This window comes from Lactobacillus sp. UMNPBX15 (genome assembly GCF_002553785.1).
Lineage (GTDB): Bacteria > Bacillota > Bacilli > Lactobacillales > Lactobacillaceae > Lactobacillus > Lactobacillus crispatus.
The window spans coordinates 26,712-44,974 of the sequence record NZ_PCYV01000012.1 but is presented as its reverse complement, the minus strand read 5'-3'; the positions used below and the strand labels follow the sequence as shown (position 1 = coordinate 44,974).

Here is an 18,263-nt window from a genome sequence, read left to right as displayed (position 1 = left end):
GATTTTACCAAAGATTTTGCTCAAGCTCTATTCAATCCAGACAAAATAAATGATTCATATTGGTTATACTTGGTAAAACGCAATGATGACAAGTTCTTTAATGTAGCTACGTGTTGAACGAACCGCATCAAGTAGCGGCGCATCTCCATCGCACTTGCCCATGGTTCAAAAGCAAACATTGTTGACCAATATAACCAGAAGTTAGATTCAAAGAATTCCTTAGTGAAGACTTCATTAATCTTCTTATTTTGCAAGTCTTTTTCGGGAGCTAAACAAAGATCAACAATTTCCTTCACTGCCTTTGGTGTCAAAAGAAGTTGCCCATCAGTCGGCAAAGCTTGACCACGATTTACAATTACTCTAGTTTTAGCATAACTTGGATCTTTTCTATTTAAACGATAGAAGGAATCCAAAATAGATTCACCTTCATGGTCAGGCGAAGGGATTGATCTAAATAAATCCCACAAACATTCAAAGTGCGGCTCCATTTCACGACCGCCACGAATGATGTAACTTTCCTTTTCTTTATTACTTAAACTTCCCACTTACAAAAGTGGGCTTGTACCTTGAAAATTCAATAGTTTAGCCAATAAAAAAGCACAAGGCCTTTGTTCGCTTGATATAATTCAACTACAACATCATCAATATCAAACGAAAGGCTTGTGCTATGTCTAGTTTACCATCATTCGATACCAAAAACGAACCTAAAATCGCCCGTTCTGTTGAAAAGTTCTTCAAGGACTACAAAGTTATGGAGCTTCTCCGTAGATGTGGGCTCCGCAAGTCCAAAGGAATCCCACTTTGGTCGATCCTTTCATACATCTTCAGTAATGTGTTTCGAGATAGAAGCATGTACATGCAACAGAAGTCTGGCAAGTGTACTGCTGGCTTCTCCAAAAACACCTACTATCGATTCATGCAGAACCCACATATCAACTGGCTTCGCCTCACTATTCTGCTAGCTGAGAGGATCGTCAATGGGCACCTGAAAGATCTGACTTCTGACCAACGTGCCGATTGCTTCGTCTTTGACGATTCGCTCTACTCCAGAACTGGATACAAGAAGACTGAGCTGGCTGCCAAAGTATTCGACCACGTTTCGATGACCTACAAGAAGGGCTTTCGGATGATGACCATGGGTTGGACTGATGGATCCTCCTTTGTCCCAATCGCTTCATCACTCTTGTCCTCAAAGAACGATCAGAATGTCATCGGGACAACCAAGAAGATCGACAAGCGCACAATCGCGGCCAAGAGGCGGATTATGGCCCAATCAAAGGGGACCGATGTAGTTATCCAGCTGCTCGATCAAGCCTTGAAAGCAGGGCTCACTGCCAAGTACGTCATGTTTGACACTTGGTTCTCCAATCCTCATCAGATTGTCCAAATCAGTCAACGTGGTTTGAACGTAATCGCCATGGTGAAGAAAAGCTCCAAGATCACATACGAGTTCGAAGGAAAGCGGATGAACGTCAAGCAGATCTTCAACGCATGCAAGAAGCGTCGAGGTCGTTCAAGATATCTCCTGTCCGTCCCTGTAAAGGTTGGAGATCCTGCCAAAGATGGTACCCAGATTGACGCCAGAATAGTCTGCGTAAGAAATCGCTCCAACCGCAAAGACTGGATCGCTCTTATTTGCACGGACATGACGATCGATGAAAATGAGATCATCAGAATTTACGGCAAAAGATGGGACATCGAGGTCTTCTTCAAGACCTGCAAGAGTTTCTTGAAGCTTGGCACTGAATACCATGGTCTTTCATATGATGCATTGACTGCCCATACAGCTTTTGTCTTTTTGCGCTACATGTTCATGTCAGTTGAAAAGCGAGATGATGAAGATGATAGGACTATGGGCGAGCTATTTTACTGCATGATAGACGAGCTTGCGGACATCACTTTCAATCACTCCATTCAGATCCTGGTAGAAGCCATGTTCGAGAGCGTGAAAGAGATCTTCCAACCGACAGAAGAGCAGATGGAAAGATTCACCAACGCTTTCATTTCTCGCCTTCCGAAGTACATGCAAGAGGCTATATCGCCATCACTAGCAGCTTAATTGAATATTTACTGGCTAAACTATTGAGTTTTCAAGGCTTCATAGTTTTTTTGATGTGGGAAGTTTAAGTTATTAATAAATTGGATTCACTAAATAGTAAAGGCCGTGTAAACAATCATTCTTGGATTGCTTGCACGGCCTTTTTTGCTTTTATTTTTCCATTAAACTGTTTATCAATTCAACTGTGGGCGTTGTTTGCATTAGTTTAGGAACATTAACAGTTATCCATTCAACATCTTTATTCCACCATGCCAGGTTTTCTAATGCTTGAATAACTTCTGGTTCAAATCTTGGTTTGATGAGTTGAATTGGATTGCCACCGACAATTGTATATGGAGCGACGTCTTTTGTTACGACACTATTTGCTCCGATAATGGCACCGTCACCTATTTTTACGCCTGGTAGGACGGTCACATTTTGCCCAAACCACACGTCATTTCCGACTACAGTATCACCTTTCAACGGCAAATCAGTCAGTTCAGGAGTATATTTCTGCCAATCGCCACCCAAAATATTAAATGGATAAGTTGAAATACCTTTCATTACGTGATTGGCACCGTTCATAATAAATTCAATACCACTGGCGATAGAACAGAATTTACCGATGATTAATTTGTCGCCTAGAAATTCATAGTGATGGGTAACGTGTTTCTCAAAATCGGTGGGATTTACTGGGTCATCATAATAGGTGTAGTCCCCAATTTCAATATTGGGACTTTTGATCACGTTCTTGATAAAGACAACCTCTTTGATGGCTGGATTGGGATAAATTGCATTTGCGTCAGGTATGGTCATGTTAGTACCTCCGAATTGAGTTGTTTGATTTTAATTATAGTCTAGAAGATTGGTAGCGTCAAGAATCTTGTGTAAATGAAATGCCTTCGTACATATAACTTAAACTTCCCACTTGCAAAAGTGGGCTTGTACCTTGAAAATTCAATAGTTTAGCCAATAAAAAAGCACAAGGCCTTTGTTCGCTTGATATAATTCAACTACAACATCATCAATATCAAACGAAAGGCTTGTGCTATGTCTAGTTTACCATCATTCGATACCAAAAACGAACCTAAAATCGCCCGTTCTGTTGAAAAGTTCTTCAAGGACTACAAAGTTATGGAGCTTCTCCGTAGATGTGGGCTCCGCAAGTCCAAAGGAATCCCACTTTGGTCGATCCTTTCATACATCTTCAGTAATGTGTTTCGAGATAGAAGCATGTACATGCAACAGAAGTCTGGCAAGTGTACTGCTGGCTTCTCCAAAAACACCTACTATCGATTCATGCAGAACCCACATATCAACTGGCTTCGCCTCACTATTCTGCTAGCTGAGAGGATCGTCAATGGGCACCTGAAAGATCTGACTTCTGACCAACGTGCCGATTGCTTCGTCTTTGACGATTCGCTCTACTCCAGAACTGGATACAAGAAGACTGAGCTGGCTGCCAAAGTATTCGACCACGTTTCGATGACCTACAAGAAGGGCTTTCGGATGATGACCATGGGTTGGACTGATGGATCCTCCTTTGTCCCAATCGCTTCATCACTCTTGTCCTCAAAGAACGATCAGAATGTCATCGGGACAACCAAGAAGATCGACAAGCGCACAATCGCGGCCAAGAGGCGGATTATGGCCCAATCAAAGGGGACCGATGTAGTTATCCAGCTGCTCGATCAAGCCTTGAAAGCAGGGCTCACTGCCAAGTACGTCATGTTTGACACTTGGTTCTCCAATCCTCATCAGATTGTCCAAATCAGTCAACGTGGTTTGAACGTAATCGCCATGGTGAAGAAAAGCTCCAAGATCACATACGAGTTCGAAGGAAAGCGGATGAACGTCAAGCAGATCTTCAACGCATGCAAGAAGCGTCGAGGTCGTTCAAGATATCTCCTGTCCGTCCCTGTAAAGGTTGGAGATCCTGCCAAAGATGGTACCCAGATTGACGCCAGAATAGTCTGCGTAAGAAATCGCTCCAACCGCAAAGACTGGATCGCTCTTATTTGCACGGACATGACGATCGATGAAAATGAGATCATCAGAATTTACGGCAAAAGATGGGACATCGAGGTCTTCTTCAAGACCTGCAAGAGTTTCTTGAAGCTTGGCACTGAATACCATGGTCTTTCATATGATGCATTGACTGCCCATACAGCTTTTGTCTTTTTGCGCTACATGTTCATGTCAGTTGAAAAGCGAGATGATGAAGATGATAGGACTATGGGCGAGCTATTTTACTGCATGATAGACGAGCTTGCGGACATCACTTTCAATCACTCCATTCAGATCCTGGTAGAAGCCATGTTCGAGAGCGTGAAAGAGATCTTCCAACCGACAGAAGAGCAGATGGAAAGATTCACCAACGCTTTCATTTCTCGCCTTCCGAAGTACATGCAAGAGGCTATATCGCCATCACTAGCAGCTTAATTGAATATTTACTGGCTAAACTATTGAGTTTTCAAGGCTTCATAGTTTTTTTGATGTGGGAAGTTTAAGTTATTATAGATCCCATCCATTGAGCCACCAGGCAGACCTAATTCTTCAAAAATGTGAATTTTCTCGCCCTTCATTTGGCCATCACGAATTAAAAAGACAGCAGTAGCTAATGCAGCCAAGCCACTACCAACAATATAAGCAGATTTTTGATCAACATCTTTAGGTTTATCAGCCTTAACAAAGGCTTCATAATTGCCATTACTATAATGCATAATTGACACTTCTTTCAATAATCGTTACACTTGTAACTATTTACGCTTATAATATAATGTAAGCGGTATCAGTTGTCAAACATTTTACATTTGGGGATGATCTTGATGAATATGAAGAGTCTGCATACGCAGCAACAAATTGAACATGCATTATTCAAATTACTACAAAAAAAGCCTTATACGGAGATCTCTATTGCAGAAATCACCCGTAAGGCTAAGGTATCTCGTACTTCCTTTTATCGCAATTATGACCAAAAAGATGAAGTCATTGCGCAATTTTTATTTAATCAATACCATAATTTTATCGCTGATATTGATCAACATAATTTGAGAACTTTTAAGCAGCAGCTTACTGCCTACCTTGAATTCTTCAAAGATAATCCTCAACTAATGAAATTACTGCTTGATGCAGGATTTGAAGGAGAATTACTTAATTTTCAAACTAAATATTTGAAAAAGCTGATGTCAGTTTACCATTCTGATGTCCACCTACCCGACTATGCAATAGCCTATCAATCTGGTGGAATCTATATGCTGTTAGTCTGGTGGGTTAAGCAAAATTATCAGACCAGCTTGACTGATTTAATCACTTATGCCGAAAAACACATTATGCTGTAACTAAAAAAGAAGAGCTCACAAATCGAGCTTTCATTTTCAAAATTATTGCAATTTCTTGCATTTTTTACCAAAGTTAAAGTAGAAATTCATTACAAAGGCGATAATTAACAAAATCAATGAAACCAACATAATTTCCTTAATACCGCCGTGGAAAATAGTTCTCATTGTTGGCACTAAGTTTTGCGGCAAACTCTTGGCACTTTGCGCATCACTCAATTTATTCATCATGGTCATCGTGATTCCCTTGTGCGTTTGAACTCCGCTGGCCAAGTTCAGATTCATAATTACGCCATAAACAGCAGCCATTACTGTTTGAGCTAAAATTCTGATCAAATATGAAGTTGAAGTGGCCGTTGCCATATTCTTTAGTCCCGCATCAAGTTGTACCTTTAATTGCAAAGCAACAAAGATAAAGCCAACCCCAATGCCAGAAAATGCACCAATAAAGGTCAGCATCTGCACAGGCGTATGTATGCCAGAAATAAACAAACCAGCTGATGAGATAATCATGGCAACTATTCCAATCAAAACTAATTTAAAGGTTGTCATATGCTCCTGAATCGCTGCTACACTTTGAGATGCGATAATTTCAACAATCGAATTTGGAATTAACGTCATCCCACCAATTAAAGCTGACAAGCCTAGTAATGCCTGAGCCCACATTGGCATATAGGTGTTTACTGCTAAAAAGGCACCCCAAGTAAAGGCAAATAATAAAAAGTCGCCATCTAAATCTTTATTTTTAAATAAAGAAATTGGAATAATTGGATTGTCTGCATGACCTTCGCGAATAAAGAAAAAGACGATGAAGACTAAACTAATTATAATCAATCCAATTATGATCCAGCTAGCGGTTAAACCAACTAGTTGCACGCCCATCAAGAATAAAAGCAGTCCGATTACTAATAAAGTAGCACCAGGGATATCGAAAACCGGTGTCTTTTTTGGAGTAACCGGTTTGTAGTAAATTAAACAAATCAAAAATGCGATTAAGCCAATTGGAATATTGATATAGAAGACCCAGTGCCAAGAGAAAGCATCAATTAACCAACCACCAACAAGTGGCCCTAAGATCGCAGCCCCATTCCAGCTGGCAGTTAAATAACCTAATACTTTGGTTCTCGTTTTAATATTTTTAAATACATAACCAGCAATGATATAAGGTAAAGAACCCATACCACCTGCACCGATTCCCATGATAAAGCGAGAGCACAGAAAGAAAATAATATTTGGCGCTATCCCCTGTAGAGCCGATCCCAAAACAAAGAGTAGCAATGAAAGCTCAAAGGCTCGTTTGTTAGTGATTTTCTCTCCGATCTTGGTCCAAATCGGAATCGAAATCGACATTCCTAATAAGAAAATTGCCACAATCCAACCCATGAATTGAATTCCGTGCAAGGCCGCGACGATGGCTGGAATAGCGGTATTAATAATAGTTCCGTCTAGCCCCGACATCACGTTGCCAAGCATCAAGGCTGCCGTCACCATTGTAATCTGTTTTTTATTCATGCTTAACTTCTTTCTATGGTATGTAAAAAGCGTTAGACAAAAATTTCTAACGCTTTTGAGTAAAAAAATATGGAGGATACAGGGCTCGAACCTGTGACCTCCTGCTTGTAAGGCAGATGCTCTCCCAGCTGAGCTAATCCTCCATTATGGGGCGGAATGTGGGAATCGAACCCACGCATGCTGGATCCACAAACCAGTGTGTTAACCCCTTCACCAATTCCGCCATCAACGGTCCATATGGGATTTGAACCCATGATCTCCTCCGTGACAGGGAGGCGAGATAAACCACTGCTCCAATGGACCAAACTAGAGGAGGATGTGGGATTTGAACCCACGCGCGGCATAACCGCCTAACGGTTTTCAAAACCGTCCCCTTAAGCCACTTGGGTAATCCTCCATAGCCGAACAGATACTAGTATACCAAAGTGAGAAGATAACGCAAGACCTTTTTTAAAAAAAAGCAAAAAAATAAAGCCTTTCGGCTTCATTAACTATGTAAATTTTTCTGGAACAGCAAATACTTATATTCTTTGCCAGCAATTTCAATAAAACGTTGGGTAGCAATATTACGCCAGCCAAAGTGCTTAAAGAATTCTTGTGCATCTTTATCTTCAGCCAGACACCACAAGTAAATCTTGCCATAGCCCATCTTCTTCAGTTCATTTTCTGCGGCATTTAGCAAGGTCTTACCTACATTGTAGCCTTGAAAATCAGGTTTAACATATAATGCCATCAACTCACCGCAGCCAAGCATTCTAGTGTCACGTGGACGACCATAGCTAACGGCTGCTTGAACCTCGTTATTATCGTCTTTAAAAACTAAATTATGACGACCACTCTCATTGAGTCGTTTTACCCAAGCAGTAGCCGGAATATTATCCAAAAATACATCTGGTAGCACGCCTTTATACGTCTCTTGCCAAGTTGTTTGGAAAAGCTTACTTGTTTGTTTTGCTTCGTCTTCACTAATTAATGGTTTAATAATCATATTTACTTCTTCTTTGTCAAAACAGTCACAGCCTCTACATGTGGCGTTTGTGGGAACATATCAACAGGATCGATTCGCTTAAATTCATAACCTTGTTCTTGGAACAAAAGCAAGTCGCGAATCATTGTTGCAGGATTGCACGAAATATAAACGACCTTCTTAGGTCCAGTCTTAACTGTCGCATTAATAAATTCAGGTGTCAACCCTTTTCTCGGTGGATCAACAAAAACCACATCGGTCTTCATACCCTTTTTAGCCCAACGCGGCATTATTTCTTCAGCCTTGCCTAAGTAATACTTTGCGTTTTCAATACCATTTAGCTCGGCATTGTCCTTGGCATCCTTGATCGCATCCCGGACAACTTCGATTCCACGCACGGCCTTCACATGCTTAGCTACACTCAAACCAATCGTTCCAATTCCCGAATATGCATCAATTACTACATCATCCGAACCTAAATCTGCTTGCTTAATCGCTAAATCATACAAGCGCGGTGTTTGCAGCGAATTAATCTGGAAGAAACTTTGAGGTGAAATTCTAAACTTTAAATCACCAATTTGATCAGTAATCTGGTCATTACCGAAAACTAGGTAATCCTTTTTACCCAAAATCACATTGGTCTTCTTAGGATTATAGTTCAAGACTAAACCTGAAACCTTAGGAATCTGGCTAATCTCAGCTGCAACACCCATCATTTGTGGGAAATCCTTAACCCGGCTGACCAAAATAACCATTATCTCGCCATTAGCCTTACTACGACGCACATCAAGATAGCGTATAATTCCCGTATTGTTTACCTCGTCATAAGGCGCAATCTTGTACTTGCGCAACACATCACGTACTGCAACCAATACACGATCAATTTCCGGATCAGTGGTAAAGAAATTTGTCAAAGGCACTAAATCATGTGAATGTCGTCTAAAAAAGCCAATCTCAAGCTGTCCATTATATTCTCGCACAGGAACTTGGGCCTTGTTGCGATACCCTGTTTGCTCAGGACTAGGCAAAGTTTGTCCTACTTCAATCTCATCTAAATGTGCCTTCTTAAGTAAGTTAACAACTTGATTACGCTTGAATTCAAGTTGCTTATCATACTTGATATGAGCTAAAGAAGCGAGTCCCGTTTGAACCCATTGATTCAACTTGATCTTAACTCGATCAGGACTTTCTTTTTTTATTTCTTCAATTTTAGCAAAAGCAAAGTTCTTCTTAACCTTTAAAATCTTTGCACTAACCACTTCACCTGGAAGTGCATTAGTAACAAATACGGTCATTCCCTCGTAATGGGCCACACCCATTGCTTCATACGAAAGATCGGTAATTTCTAAATCTATAATTTGATTCTTTTTCATACTCACTCAACCTTAAAAAAATAGCTCTCTATTATTATAATACTTGACCAATCTTTGTGCTTCAAAAAATAATCGACTGCTTTTTAGAACCAACTATCACCCATATACGCATGCAAAATGTGGTTAGCCGCTACTTTCAACCTCAAATAATTAATATTATTAGAAAATAGCATAATCATACGCTTGGTCTTGTAATTCGCAACAAAGCAGCAATTATAACCAGGGATACTGCCATTAGCGCGAATGATGTCACCATTAAAATACACTCCACCAAAATAAGCTACCGTCTGATGCTGGGCTTGGTGGTAATACTCGTTTACCATTTTAGGATTTTTCAGCACATCGTTATATACAAACTTCCAATAATCAATTGGTGACATGAATAAGTTCCCTGCTCCAAAGTCCGACGACGTCGTCACTGTCACTTGGTGCCAGTCAACATTTTTACTCATTGGCTGAGGGATCTCGTTTTGGTTAACCTCAGAAAAATCCTTAACTTTCTGGAGCTTAAGTGGCTTAGCAAAATCGGTCTGAATATAAGCATTATAACTTAAATTAGTCTGCTTGCTAATAATAGCTGCTAGCAATTCATAATCAACATCTTGGTAATCCCAAGTATGAAGATGATCATTCTCCATGTGATTAAGCATATAAGCTATTTGCTCTTTCTGATTTTTAAGCGGAGAAGATGGTCGAGCATTGTTAACCAAGCCACTAGTATGATTCATCAGCTCACGAATTGTAATATCTTTACTACCTGAAACTTGAGGATAATAGTTAGATAAAGAGGTATTCCAACCTAATAACTTTTCTTGTTGCAGCTGATAAATTGCAGTTCCTGTCATAATTTTTTGTAGCGAAGCAATCGGAAACAATTGATTAGCGTTAACTATTTGGCTTGAATCAGTGGTCTCCTTATTTTGGACAACAATCGGTTGCCCCTTTTTATCATTAATTAACATTACACCGTTGATATGATGAAACTTCATATAATCATGCAGCTGTTCTTTCTGATTCTTAATGCCATTATCCAGCTTATCCCCTGGCTGCACAATGAATAAAAATATTGCAAAGGCACAAAGTGCCAAAAAGATGGATAAAGCTCGTTTTTTATGCATAAAGATTCCTCTTAATTACTATCCCAAGCAATGTAATAACTATATTTCCTCAATTGTAAATCTAGTATCTAGGAAGACTCAACTATTTGGTTAATTTTTGCATCTAAAAATATTTTACTTAAATCTATTGACATACTTTTTTAATCTTGCTATCATATTGCTCAACAAGAAACGAAAAGTAGCAACTTTGCTCAGCGTTCAGAGAACTGGTGGTAGCTGCAAACCAGACAGGCAAAGTTTGACGAAATACGTCGTTATAATGTTGTTCGGAAAAATTCAGAACCGTTACCATCTGATAGAGATTCAAGTTCTTATGCTTGAAAGAGTGGGTGGTACCACGGCTATTGTCGTCCCGTTGACTAATAAGTCAACGGGATTTTTTATTTGGAGGAATATAAAAATGAAGAAAAAGAAAGTTTCCTTTACTGAATCAATTATTATCTTAATTGCACTCCTCACTATTCTGGGATTGGCAGTTATCAAGCTTGCCCTTTCTCCAGAAGTGCCAGTTTTATTCATTGTCCTTTTACTTACCTTTTGGGCTAGACTGCGTGGCTTTTCCTGGCAAGATGTTCAAGATGGCATCAAAGAAGGAATTAGTGTAGCCATTATTCCGATTTTTATCTTTATTTTAATCGGCGCTTTGATCGGGATCTGGATTAAAGCGGGAATCATCCCTTCCATCATGGTCCTGGGTTTCCACTTAATCAGTGGTAGTTTCTTCGTTCCATCTGTTTTTATTGTTTGTTCAATTATTGGGATGGCAATCGGTAGTGGTTTTACCACAATCTCAACTGTTGGGATTGCGCTTTTTGGGATCGGAACTAGTATGAACCTTAATCCTGCCTTAGTTGCTGGGGCAATTATCTCTGGAGCTGTTTTTGGCGATAAGATGTCTCCTTTATCCGATTCAACCAACCTTTCTTCAGCAGTTGCCGAAAGTGAATTATTCGCCCACATTAAAAATATGATGTGGTCAACCATTCCTGCTTTTGTAGTTTCATTAATTTTATTCTGGATCTTAGGCAACAGTGGCAACATGGATCCAACTAAGATTGAACGTACTTCACATATTTTACAAACTAACTTCAGTATCAGCTGGTGGGCAATTGTCCCAATTATCTTGATGATCTTTTGTGCTTGGCGCAAAATTTCCGCAATCCCTACGCTCTTTTTAAACATTGCGATTACTGTAATCATGATTTTTATTCAAAGTCCCCACGAATCTATTCAATCGCTTAACAATTTAGTTATGAACGGCTTTGTGGCTAAAACTAGTGATGCTTCTGTTAATGCCTTATTAACCCGTGGTGGTATTTCCAACATGATGGCTACAGTAGCTTTGATCATTTCTACCTTATCTTTGGGTGGGATGCTCATGAAGTTCAACATTGTTCAAAGTGCAATGGAACCACTCGTTAAACATTTAACCAAGCCTGGTCGTTTAATTACGGTCACCATTTTATCTGGTATCTGTATCAACCTTTTTGTTGGTGAACAATACCTATCAGTTATCTTACCTGGTCGTGCATTTAAGCCGGCTTTTGATAAAATTAAGCTTTCACCATTAGCCCTTAGCCGCGTACTTGAAGACGGCGGTAGCGTAATTAACTACTTAATTCCCTGGGGTGTTGCCGGTTCATTCGCCGCTTCAACTTTAGGTGTGCCAGTTTTACATTTCTTACCATTCGTCTTCTTCAGTCTTCTTTCACCAATCTTCTCTATTTTGAGCGGAATCACCGGAATCGGCTTGAAGTGGGCTAAAGAAAAGTAGAAAATAATCATATCAGTAAAAAAGTTCCTAAGACCATCGTCTTTAGGAACTTTTTTACGCAATCTACTAGCTAACGGTTGTGTCATGTTGCAACCAATTATTACTCTTTTCTTGACATTACCATTCGATCATTCACAGCAGCTCTTTTTGGTATCACTTTATAACCTCGTCAAATTCACTTCACCAGCCTTCATTTTAAATGGTCCCGAGGCTACCCATTGGTATTTATTAGATCGTATCTTTATCAGCTTTTTGATCTTTGGGCTCTACGGTGGCTTAAGCTGGAATTTTCATCATGAAATTCAAACTTTTCTGTTTACATATTGGTGGCTAATTGTGGGATTTTACCTTTTAACCTATTTTAGGACCAGAGATTTATTTTTAGCCACTTTCAAATTAACAGACCTAACCAACGACAGTTATTACCTACCTTCAATGGCAATTTATGCTTTAGCGGTTATCCTCTTGATTTACCTAATCTGTATTGCACAAAAAGTCTTTAATATGAACTACTGGCTAAAATCAATTCACTTTCTAGCTTTTTATGCTTATCGAGCATTTTTAGCCAATGTTTTTTGGGATCGTATCTTTTGGCAATATTTTAATTTTAAACAGCTAGCTTTACAAAATATTTATTTAGCTGTCTTACTACTTTGGATTTGTACATGGTGTGCTTCATATTTATCTGTTTATGTAGTTCACCACCTTTGGCTTAAAATTAATGGTTCTGTCGGTCCATCCTAATTTGCGCACGTCGATATTCCTGACTGTCACGCGTAGGTTGAGCAACTATATCTGTAATTATTATTTCATGATCATTTCGTTCAAAGACGATTGCTTGGTCTAATTCCGCATTTACTTTTTTATTGATAGTGGTATCTTGATTAAATTTTAAATCATCAAGCTCCCGATCAATAAATGTTTTTTGCGAACTCGTCAGCTGATGATATTTTTCTGCCGCTTCTGGAGTAAAGGACAAGATCGTCTCCCGTCTGAATTCACCTATTTTATCTGGATATTCACTTCTTTGACCACGGATGTCATTGTCAATATATCTTTTTTCCATCAAAATCACTTCCTTTATATCTTCACTATACAGGAGGCGATTTTCTTTAGACATCTTTCTGCCTACTTTAGTTTTTTCATAAGAAAAACTTTACTATTATTCATTTGACCACTAAATACGGTAAAATAGATAAGACAAGTAAATAAAAGGAGTGTATATTTCATGGATAACTTTTCAAATACTCCAGGACGGCGTCAAGTCCAGGATATTTCTGCAGTTAACAGCTTCTTGACTAAGATGTACAGTCTCATGATTTTGGCTGTTTTAGTTTCTGCAGCAACTGCATTCTTGACTACGACTGTGTTTGCATCTGCAATTGCTAACATGTCACAAGCCGTTTACTGGATCATCGTATTTGTTCCAATTGTTTTATGTATGACAATCAGCTTTAAGGCAGCAAAGAACCCAACATTAGGCATCGTTCTTCTGTTGATTCTTTCCGCAGTCTACGGCTTCGAATTTGCCTTTATCGCAGGAGCATTTACTTCCGCTTCAATCGCTGGTGCCTTTTTATCAGCAGCTGGCGTGTTCGCAGCAATGGCCGTCTTCGGTTCTGTAACTAAGCGCGACTTGAGCAACTGGGGTTCATACCTTGGCGCAGCTTTGATCGGGTTCTTAGTTGCATGGCTCGTTAACGCCTTCTTCATTAGAAGTGGCGCTGCAACCTTTATCTTCTCCTGCATCGGTGTGTTAATCTTCACTGGCTTAACTGCCTACGACGCACACAATGCTAAGAAGATTTTCATGACCTACGGCGGTCAAGTTTCAGATACTGGTTTAGCCGTTATGGGGGCTTTAAGCATGTATCTCGACTTCATCAACATCTTCATGTTCTTGCTACAAATCTTTGGCATGGGCGGAGATCGCGATTAATTAATTTCCATACAAACATAGCGTTGATTAGCTTTTACACTAGTCAACGCTATTTGTTTTGCTTAAATTTTATCCACCAACATAAAATTCAATATGCTGTTGCAAATTGTTAAATTCAACTGGACAATAACCACCGATCTCACCATCAAGATTAACTGGTAAGTCTTGCCCTTCACTTTTACCAATCAACTCGGCCTTCAGGCTACGCGTTTTGGTATAAATGATATTGGGATCATCAACATGTTTACCATTCAAAGCCAATGCCATCAACTTCATCATGCTAACAGGGTCAGAAGGCTTAACCACGATCAATTGGAATAATCCATCACTAAGCTGTGCATCAGGCATAACTTGTTCAAAACCACCAATTGAATTGGTCATTCCCAATAGGAACATTGATAACTTACCTTCATAAACACCGTCATCATAAGTCAGCCGCATCTCATTTTCAGTCAAGTGTGGCAACATTTCTGCCCCCTTGATTAAGTATGCGGCATAACCCAAAGCTGACTTAACCTCAGATGGTACGCCATATGTTAACTCAGTTAAAGAACCGCTGGCAGCAATATTAACGAAATATTGAATTTGGTCACCAAAAACAGCTTTACCGATATCCATTTTACGAGTTTTATTCTTTAAGATTACTTTAGCAGCATCTGGAATATTATCACGTGGAATGGCTAATGCACGAGCATAATCATTAGTAGTCCCAGCAGGAATAATTGCCATTTTAGGCCTGTTTTCTAAAAAGGCAATCCCGTTAACTACTTCATTGATTGTACCGTCCCCACCAGCTGCTACGATTAAATCAAAGCCTTCCTTAGCAGCACGAGTAGCTTCATTGCGAGCACTATTTTCTTCAGGTGTAGTTCTAAAAGCACTAGCTTCGTAGCCTGCTTGTTCTAATACATCTAAAATATCGGCCACATTCTTTGGCATCTGTTCGTGACCTGATACAGGATTATAAATTAATCTTGCTTTTCTAGTCATAATTACTACCTAACGTTCTAAAAATTAACGACTTTGCAATTCTTGGTTAAGTAACTTGTTAACCATCTTAGGGTTAGCCTTACCACGAGTTTGCTTCATGATTTGACCAACTAAGAAGCCGATTGCACGATCCTTACCATTCTTAAAGTCTTCAACAGATTGAGGGTTATCATCAACAACCTTCTTAACCATTGGAGCTAAAACAGAAGTATCTGACAATTGAACCATACCATTATCTTCAACATACTTCTTAGGATCAGTACCATTTTCAATAGTTTCGGCAAAGACCTTCTTAGCAATCTTAGATGAAATAGTACCATCTTTGATCAACTTGATCATTTCTGCCAAGTGTTCAGGAGTTAACTTAATATCCTTCAATTCAATACGGTGATCATTCAAGTAACCATTAACTTGAGTGTTCATCCAGTTAGCTGCAAGAGTTGGATCTGCGCCAGCTGCAACAGCTTCATCAAAGAAGTCAGAACTTTCCTTAGTTTGAAGCAAAACGTTAGCGTCATATGGCTTCAAACCATATTTATTTACATAGTCATCGTAACGAGCAAATGGCCCCTTTGGTAATTCCTTAGCAATTTCATCGATCCATTCTTGTGAAATATGATCTGGTGCAATATCTGGTTCTGGGAAGTAACGGTAATCCGATGCGCCTTCCTTAACACGTTCCAAAACAGTCTTACCAGTTGCTTCGTCAAAACGACGAGTTGAAAGTTGAATATGACCACCAGCTAATAGAACTTGTTCTTGACGCTTTTCTTCATATGCAAGTGAACGACGTACGTGATCGAATGAGTTCAAGTTCTTCATTTCGACCTTAGTACCAAGTTCCTTTTGACCTGCTGGACGGATGGAAATGTTAGTATCAACACGCATTGAACCTTCTTCCATCTTAACGTCTGAAGCACCAGTAAACTGAACAATCTTACGTAACTTTTCAAGGTAAGCGTAAGCTTCTTCTGGATCTTCCATATCTGGTTCAGAAACAACTTCAAGAAGTGGCACACCCTGACGGTTTAAGTCAACGTATGAATAACCGTTAGTTCCGTGAGTGTTCTTACCGGCATCTTCTTCAATGTGCATTTCGTGAATACCGATTCTCTTCTTCTTACCACGAACTTCAACTTCGATGTAACCATCACGAGCAAGTGGTTGGAAGAACTGAGTAATCTGGTAAGCCTTTGGGTTATCAGGGTAGAAATAGTTCTTACGATCAAAATGAGTAGTTGGCAAAATGTGAGCGTGGGTTGCGATGGCAACCATGATTCCCAAACGGTAAACGTTCTTGTTAACCATTGGCAAGGTACCAGGCATAGCCCAGTCAATTACATTAGTCTCCGTGTTTTGTTCAGCACCATATGTTACTGGTGAAGGAGAGAAAATCTTACTCTTTGTCTTTAATTCGAAGTGGACTTCAAGTCCGATAGTCGATTTAAAATTCATTCAATTAGTCCTCCATTCCAGTTGGTGTTTTTTCATAAAACTTGTTAGTGCGTTCGATAAAGTCAGCAGTCTTGAAGACATTACCTTCATCAAAACGCTTAGCCATAACTTGTAAACCGACAGGCATCCCATCAACTAAACCAGCTGGAACACTAGCTGCAGGAATACCTGCTAAGTTGGCAGAAATAGTTAAAATATCATTGTTGTACATCTTAATTGGGTCTGAAACTTCTTCGCCAATACCAAATGCTGGCTCAGTAGTAGTTGGTCCAACAATTACATCATTTTCTGCAAAGATCTTGTCAAAGTCATCACAGATCAAGGTTCTAACCTTAGCAGCTTGTCTAAAGAAACGGTCATATGAACCAGCTGAAAGGGCAAATGAACCAAGCATAATTCTACGCTTAACTTCAGCACCAAAGCCTTCAGAACGTGATTTAACGTAAACATCAAGTAAGTTCTTAGTGTCCTTAGCACGGTAGCCGTAACGAATACCATCGTATCTTTGCAAGTTTGAAGAAGCTTCACTTGAAGCAATGATGTAGTAGTCAGGAACAACGTATTTAGTATGTGGCAATGAAACCTCATTGATCACTGCACCAGCATCCTTCAAAGCATCGATTTGCTTTTGAATAACTTCACGCATCTTACCGTCAACTGCTTCCATGTATTCCTTAGGAACAGCTACACGGAGACCCTTAACATCTTGACCGATAAACTTGGTAAAGTCAGGTACTTCACGGGTTGAAACAGTTGAGTCATGCTCATCTGCACCAGCAATTACGTTTAATACTTCAGCTGAATCCTTAACGCGCTTAGTCATTACACCAATTTGATCAAGTGAAGAACCAAATGCGATAAGACCCCAACGTGATACACGACCGTAAGTTGGCTTAATACCAAAAATACCGTTAAATGCGGCTGGTTGACGAATTGAACCACCAGTATCTGAACCAAGTGCTGCTACAACTTGACCACTAGCAACTGCAGCTGCTGAACCACCAGATGAACCACCAGGAACTTTATCTAAATTCCATGGGTTGTGAGTAGCACCATAATATGAGTGTTCAGTTGATGAACCCATGGCAAATTCATCCATGTTGGTCTTACCTACAAAGGTTACGCCAGCCTTCTTAAGCTTAGAAATAACTGTTGCATCATACATTGGCATGTAGTTGTACAAAATGTGACTAGCAGCAGTTGTCTTAATCCCGTTAGTGATGATGTTATCCTTAATTGCGATTGGAATACCTGCTAACTTACTCTTGGAGTAGTCAAGGTTATCTGCAGGCTTAGCATCATCTAAAACAGTGATCCAAGCATTTAACTTCTTATCTGTATCCTTAATGTTTGCCACAGTGTCTTTAGCTAACTTATCTGCTGACAAGTCACCGCTGGCAAGCTTTTTGTTTAATGAATCAATATTTTCGTTTAAGTAATTCATTACTCGTCCTCATCCTTATTAATAATTACAGGAACCTTAATGTAGCCGTTTGCCTTTTCAGGAACGTTAGCCATCAATGTTTCTCTGTCTTGTCCTTGCCAGTGTTCAGGTTTATCTTCTCTGAAGACAGTATCACGATCAACAACTTGAACTGTTTCATCAACACCCTCAGTATCAACTTCACTAAGTTGATCAGCCATATTGATAATTGATCCCATTTGATCAGTAAATTTATCTAATTCTTCTTCATTAAACGCAAGTCGCGAAAGAGTCGCAACGTGTTTAATGGTATCTTTTGTGATTTCCACGCAAATA

16 protein-coding genes, 4 tRNA genes and 2 pseudogenes are annotated in these 18,263 nt (G+C 39.6%); 6 read left to right on the top strand and 16 right to left on the bottom strand.

Going from position 1 to position 18,263, the window contains the following annotated elements:
* Positions 1 to 41 precede the first annotated feature (41 nt).
* Positions 42 to 524: pseudogene (locus tag CP366_RS04640) on the bottom strand (oleate hydratase); the annotation flags it as partial.
* A gap of 143 nt (positions 525 to 667) precedes the next feature.
* Here CP366_RS04640 and CP366_RS04630 point away from each other — a divergent pair.
* Positions 668 to 2,059 (top strand): transposase, encoded by a 1,392-nt coding sequence (locus tag CP366_RS04630; RefSeq protein WP_304441222.1) that lies wholly within the window; start codon positions 668 to 670, stop codon positions 2,057 to 2,059.
* Positions 2,060 to 2,209: 150 nt separating this feature from the next.
* On the opposite strand, the gene vat(E) is transcribed toward CP366_RS04630, so the two are convergent.
* The gene (gene vat(E) / locus CP366_RS04625) at positions 2,210 to 2,854 is read right to left on the bottom strand and encodes a streptogramin A O-acetyltransferase Vat(E) (protein WP_089143697.1); all 645 of its coding nucleotides are present in this window, start codon (positions 2,852 to 2,854) and stop codon (positions 2,210 to 2,212) included.
* A 234-nt stretch (positions 2,855 to 3,088) separates the two neighbouring features.
* Here vat(E) and CP366_RS04615 point away from each other — a divergent pair, with 234 nt between their 5' ends.
* Entirely contained in the window at positions 3,089 to 4,480 is a 1,392-nt protein-coding gene (locus CP366_RS04615) for a transposase (RefSeq protein WP_304441222.1), read from the top strand.
* A 71-nt stretch (positions 4,481 to 4,551) separates the two neighbouring features.
* On the opposite strand, the pseudogene CP366_RS04610 reads toward CP366_RS04615, so the two are convergent.
* Positions 4,552 to 4,761: pseudogene (locus tag CP366_RS04610) on the bottom strand (oleate hydratase); the annotation flags it as partial.
* A gap of 105 nt (positions 4,762 to 4,866) precedes the next feature.
* Here CP366_RS04610 and CP366_RS04605 point away from each other — a divergent pair.
* Complete coding sequence (locus CP366_RS04605) at positions 4,867 to 5,379, top strand: TetR/AcrR family transcriptional regulator (protein WP_005725250.1); 513 nt, start codon at positions 4,867 to 4,869, stop codon at positions 5,377 to 5,379.
* A 42-nt stretch (positions 5,380 to 5,421) separates the two neighbouring features.
* On the opposite strand, the gene CP366_RS04600 is transcribed toward CP366_RS04605, so the two are convergent.
* The 8 genes from CP366_RS04600 to CP366_RS04565 all read right to left on the bottom strand — a co-directional run bounded on the left by CP366_RS04600 (position 5,422) and on the right by CP366_RS04565 (position 10,346).
* Complete coding sequence (locus tag CP366_RS04600) at positions 5,422 to 6,888, bottom strand: MFS transporter (RefSeq protein WP_065989445.1); 1,467 nt, start codon at positions 6,886 to 6,888, stop codon at positions 5,422 to 5,424.
* Positions 6,889 to 6,958: 70 nt separating this feature from the next.
* A tRNA-Val gene (locus CP366_RS04595) sits at positions 6,959 to 7,031 on the bottom strand.
* Between the two features lie 4 nt (positions 7,032 to 7,035).
* Positions 7,036 to 7,111: transfer RNA gene (locus tag CP366_RS04590), tRNA-His, on the bottom strand.
* Positions 7,112 to 7,117: 6 nt separating this feature from the next.
* Positions 7,118 to 7,191 (bottom strand) — tRNA-Asp (locus tag CP366_RS04585).
* Positions 7,192 to 7,198: 7 nt separating this feature from the next.
* Positions 7,199 to 7,285 (bottom strand) — tRNA-Ser (locus CP366_RS04580).
* Between the two features lie 90 nt (positions 7,286 to 7,375).
* Positions 7,376 to 7,876: a GNAT family N-acetyltransferase gene (locus CP366_RS04575; RefSeq protein WP_005720949.1), complete on the bottom strand. Its 501-nt coding sequence runs from the start codon at positions 7,874 to 7,876 to the stop codon at positions 7,376 to 7,378.
* A 2-nt stretch (positions 7,877 to 7,878) separates the two neighbouring features.
* Entirely contained in the window at positions 7,879 to 9,228 is a 1,350-nt protein-coding gene (gene rlmD / locus CP366_RS04570) for a 23S rRNA (uracil(1939)-C(5))-methyltransferase RlmD (RefSeq protein ID WP_005720948.1), read from the bottom strand.
* Positions 9,229 to 9,311: 83 nt separating this feature from the next.
* Positions 9,312 to 10,346: a serine hydrolase gene (locus CP366_RS04565; protein ID WP_005725245.1), complete on the bottom strand. Its 1,035-nt coding sequence runs from the start codon at positions 10,344 to 10,346 to the stop codon at positions 9,312 to 9,314.
* Positions 10,347 to 10,746: 400 nt separating this feature from the next.
* Between CP366_RS04565 and nhaC the strand changes: the two genes are divergently transcribed.
* Both nhaC and CP366_RS04555 read left to right on the top strand, forming a co-directional pair.
* Positions 10,747 to 12,120: a Na+/H+ antiporter NhaC gene (nhaC, locus tag CP366_RS04560; RefSeq protein WP_005725243.1), complete on the top strand. Its 1,374-nt coding sequence runs from the start codon at positions 10,747 to 10,749 to the stop codon at positions 12,118 to 12,120.
* An 84-nt stretch (positions 12,121 to 12,204) separates the two neighbouring features.
* Positions 12,205 to 12,864 carry a hypothetical protein gene (locus CP366_RS04555; protein ID WP_089143565.1) on the top strand — a complete coding sequence of 220 codons (660 nt, stop codon included), beginning with the start codon at positions 12,205 to 12,207 and terminating at the stop codon, positions 12,862 to 12,864.
* Here the strand turns inward: CP366_RS04555 and CP366_RS04550 are convergent.
* Positions 12,839 to 13,186: a hypothetical protein gene (locus CP366_RS04550; RefSeq protein ID WP_005725239.1), complete on the bottom strand. Its 348-nt coding sequence runs from the start codon at positions 13,184 to 13,186 to the stop codon at positions 12,839 to 12,841. The genes CP366_RS04555 and CP366_RS04550 overlap by 26 nt on opposite strands.
* A 162-nt stretch (positions 13,187 to 13,348) precedes the next feature.
* On the opposite strand from CP366_RS04550, the gene CP366_RS04545 reads away from it, so the two are divergent.
* On the top strand, positions 13,349 to 14,059 hold the full coding sequence (locus tag CP366_RS04545; protein WP_005725237.1) for a Bax inhibitor-1/YccA family protein: 711 nt from the start codon (positions 13,349 to 13,351) through the stop codon (positions 14,057 to 14,059).
* A 69-nt stretch (positions 14,060 to 14,128) separates the two neighbouring features.
* Here CP366_RS04545 and CP366_RS04540 read toward each other — a convergent pair whose 3' ends face one another.
* The 4 genes from CP366_RS04540 to gatC are packed head-to-tail and all read right to left on the bottom strand — an operon-like array spanning position 14,129 to position 18,256.
* Positions 14,129 to 15,049: a diacylglycerol kinase family lipid kinase gene (locus tag CP366_RS04540; protein ID WP_005724311.1), complete on the bottom strand. Its 921-nt coding sequence runs from the start codon at positions 15,047 to 15,049 to the stop codon at positions 14,129 to 14,131.
* 24 nt (positions 15,050 to 15,073) lie between these two features.
* Positions 15,074 to 16,504, bottom strand: a complete 1,431-nt coding sequence (gatB, locus tag CP366_RS04535) for an Asp-tRNA(Asn)/Glu-tRNA(Gln) amidotransferase subunit GatB (protein WP_005720937.1) — start codon at positions 16,502 to 16,504, stop codon at positions 15,074 to 15,076.
* A gap of 4 nt (positions 16,505 to 16,508) precedes the next feature.
* Entirely contained in the window at positions 16,509 to 17,948 is a 1,440-nt protein-coding gene (gatA, locus tag CP366_RS04530) for an Asp-tRNA(Asn)/Glu-tRNA(Gln) amidotransferase subunit GatA (RefSeq protein WP_005720936.1), read from the bottom strand.
* On the bottom strand, positions 17,948 to 18,256 hold the full coding sequence (gatC, locus tag CP366_RS04525; RefSeq protein WP_005720935.1) for an Asp-tRNA(Asn)/Glu-tRNA(Gln) amidotransferase subunit GatC: 309 nt from the start codon (positions 18,254 to 18,256) through the stop codon (positions 17,948 to 17,950). The genes gatA and gatC overlap by 1 nt, the downstream gene beginning before the upstream one ends.
* Positions 18,257 to 18,263 lie beyond the last annotated feature (7 nt).

Excerpts from the sequence above, each read along its gene's own strand:
- CP366_RS04545 (WP_005725237.1), top strand. The coding sequence starts at position 13,349 with ATGGATAACTTTTCAAATACTCCAGGACGGCGTCAAGTCCAGGATATT.
- CP366_RS04575 (WP_005720949.1), bottom strand. The coding sequence starts at position 7,876 with ATGATTATTAAACCATTAATTAGTGAAGACGAAGCAAAACAAACAAGT.
- CP366_RS04550 (WP_005725239.1), bottom strand. The coding sequence starts at position 13,186 with ATGGAAAAAAGATATATTGACAATGACATCCGTGGTCAAAGAAGTGAA.
- CP366_RS04600 (WP_065989445.1), bottom strand. The coding sequence starts at position 6,888 with ATGAATAAAAAACAGATTACAATGGTGACGGCAGCCTTGATGCTTGGC.
- CP366_RS04555 (WP_089143565.1), top strand. The coding sequence starts at position 12,205 with ATGTTGCAACCAATTATTACTCTTTTCTTGACATTACCATTCGATCAT.
- gatA (WP_005720936.1), bottom strand. The coding sequence starts at position 17,948 with ATGAATTACTTAAACGAAAATATTGATTCATTAAACAAAAAGCTTGCC.
- CP366_RS04565 (WP_005725245.1), bottom strand. The coding sequence starts at position 10,346 with ATGCATAAAAAACGAGCTTTATCCATCTTTTTGGCACTTTGTGCCTTT.
- CP366_RS04630 (WP_304441222.1), top strand. The coding sequence starts at position 668 with ATGTCTAGTTTACCATCATTCGATACCAAAAACGAACCTAAAATCGCC.
- nhaC (WP_005725243.1), top strand. The coding sequence starts at position 10,747 with ATGAAGAAAAAGAAAGTTTCCTTTACTGAATCAATTATTATCTTAATT.
- gatB (WP_005720937.1), bottom strand. The coding sequence starts at position 16,504 with ATGAATTTTAAATCGACTATCGGACTTGAAGTCCACTTCGAATTAAAG.
- CP366_RS04540 (WP_005724311.1), bottom strand. The coding sequence starts at position 15,049 with ATGACTAGAAAAGCAAGATTAATTTATAATCCTGTATCAGGTCACGAA.
- CP366_RS04615 (WP_304441222.1), top strand. The coding sequence starts at position 3,089 with ATGTCTAGTTTACCATCATTCGATACCAAAAACGAACCTAAAATCGCC.
- CP366_RS04605 (WP_005725250.1), top strand. The coding sequence starts at position 4,867 with ATGAATATGAAGAGTCTGCATACGCAGCAACAAATTGAACATGCATTA.
- rlmD (WP_005720948.1), bottom strand. The coding sequence starts at position 9,228 with ATGAAAAAGAATCAAATTATAGATTTAGAAATTACCGATCTTTCGTAT.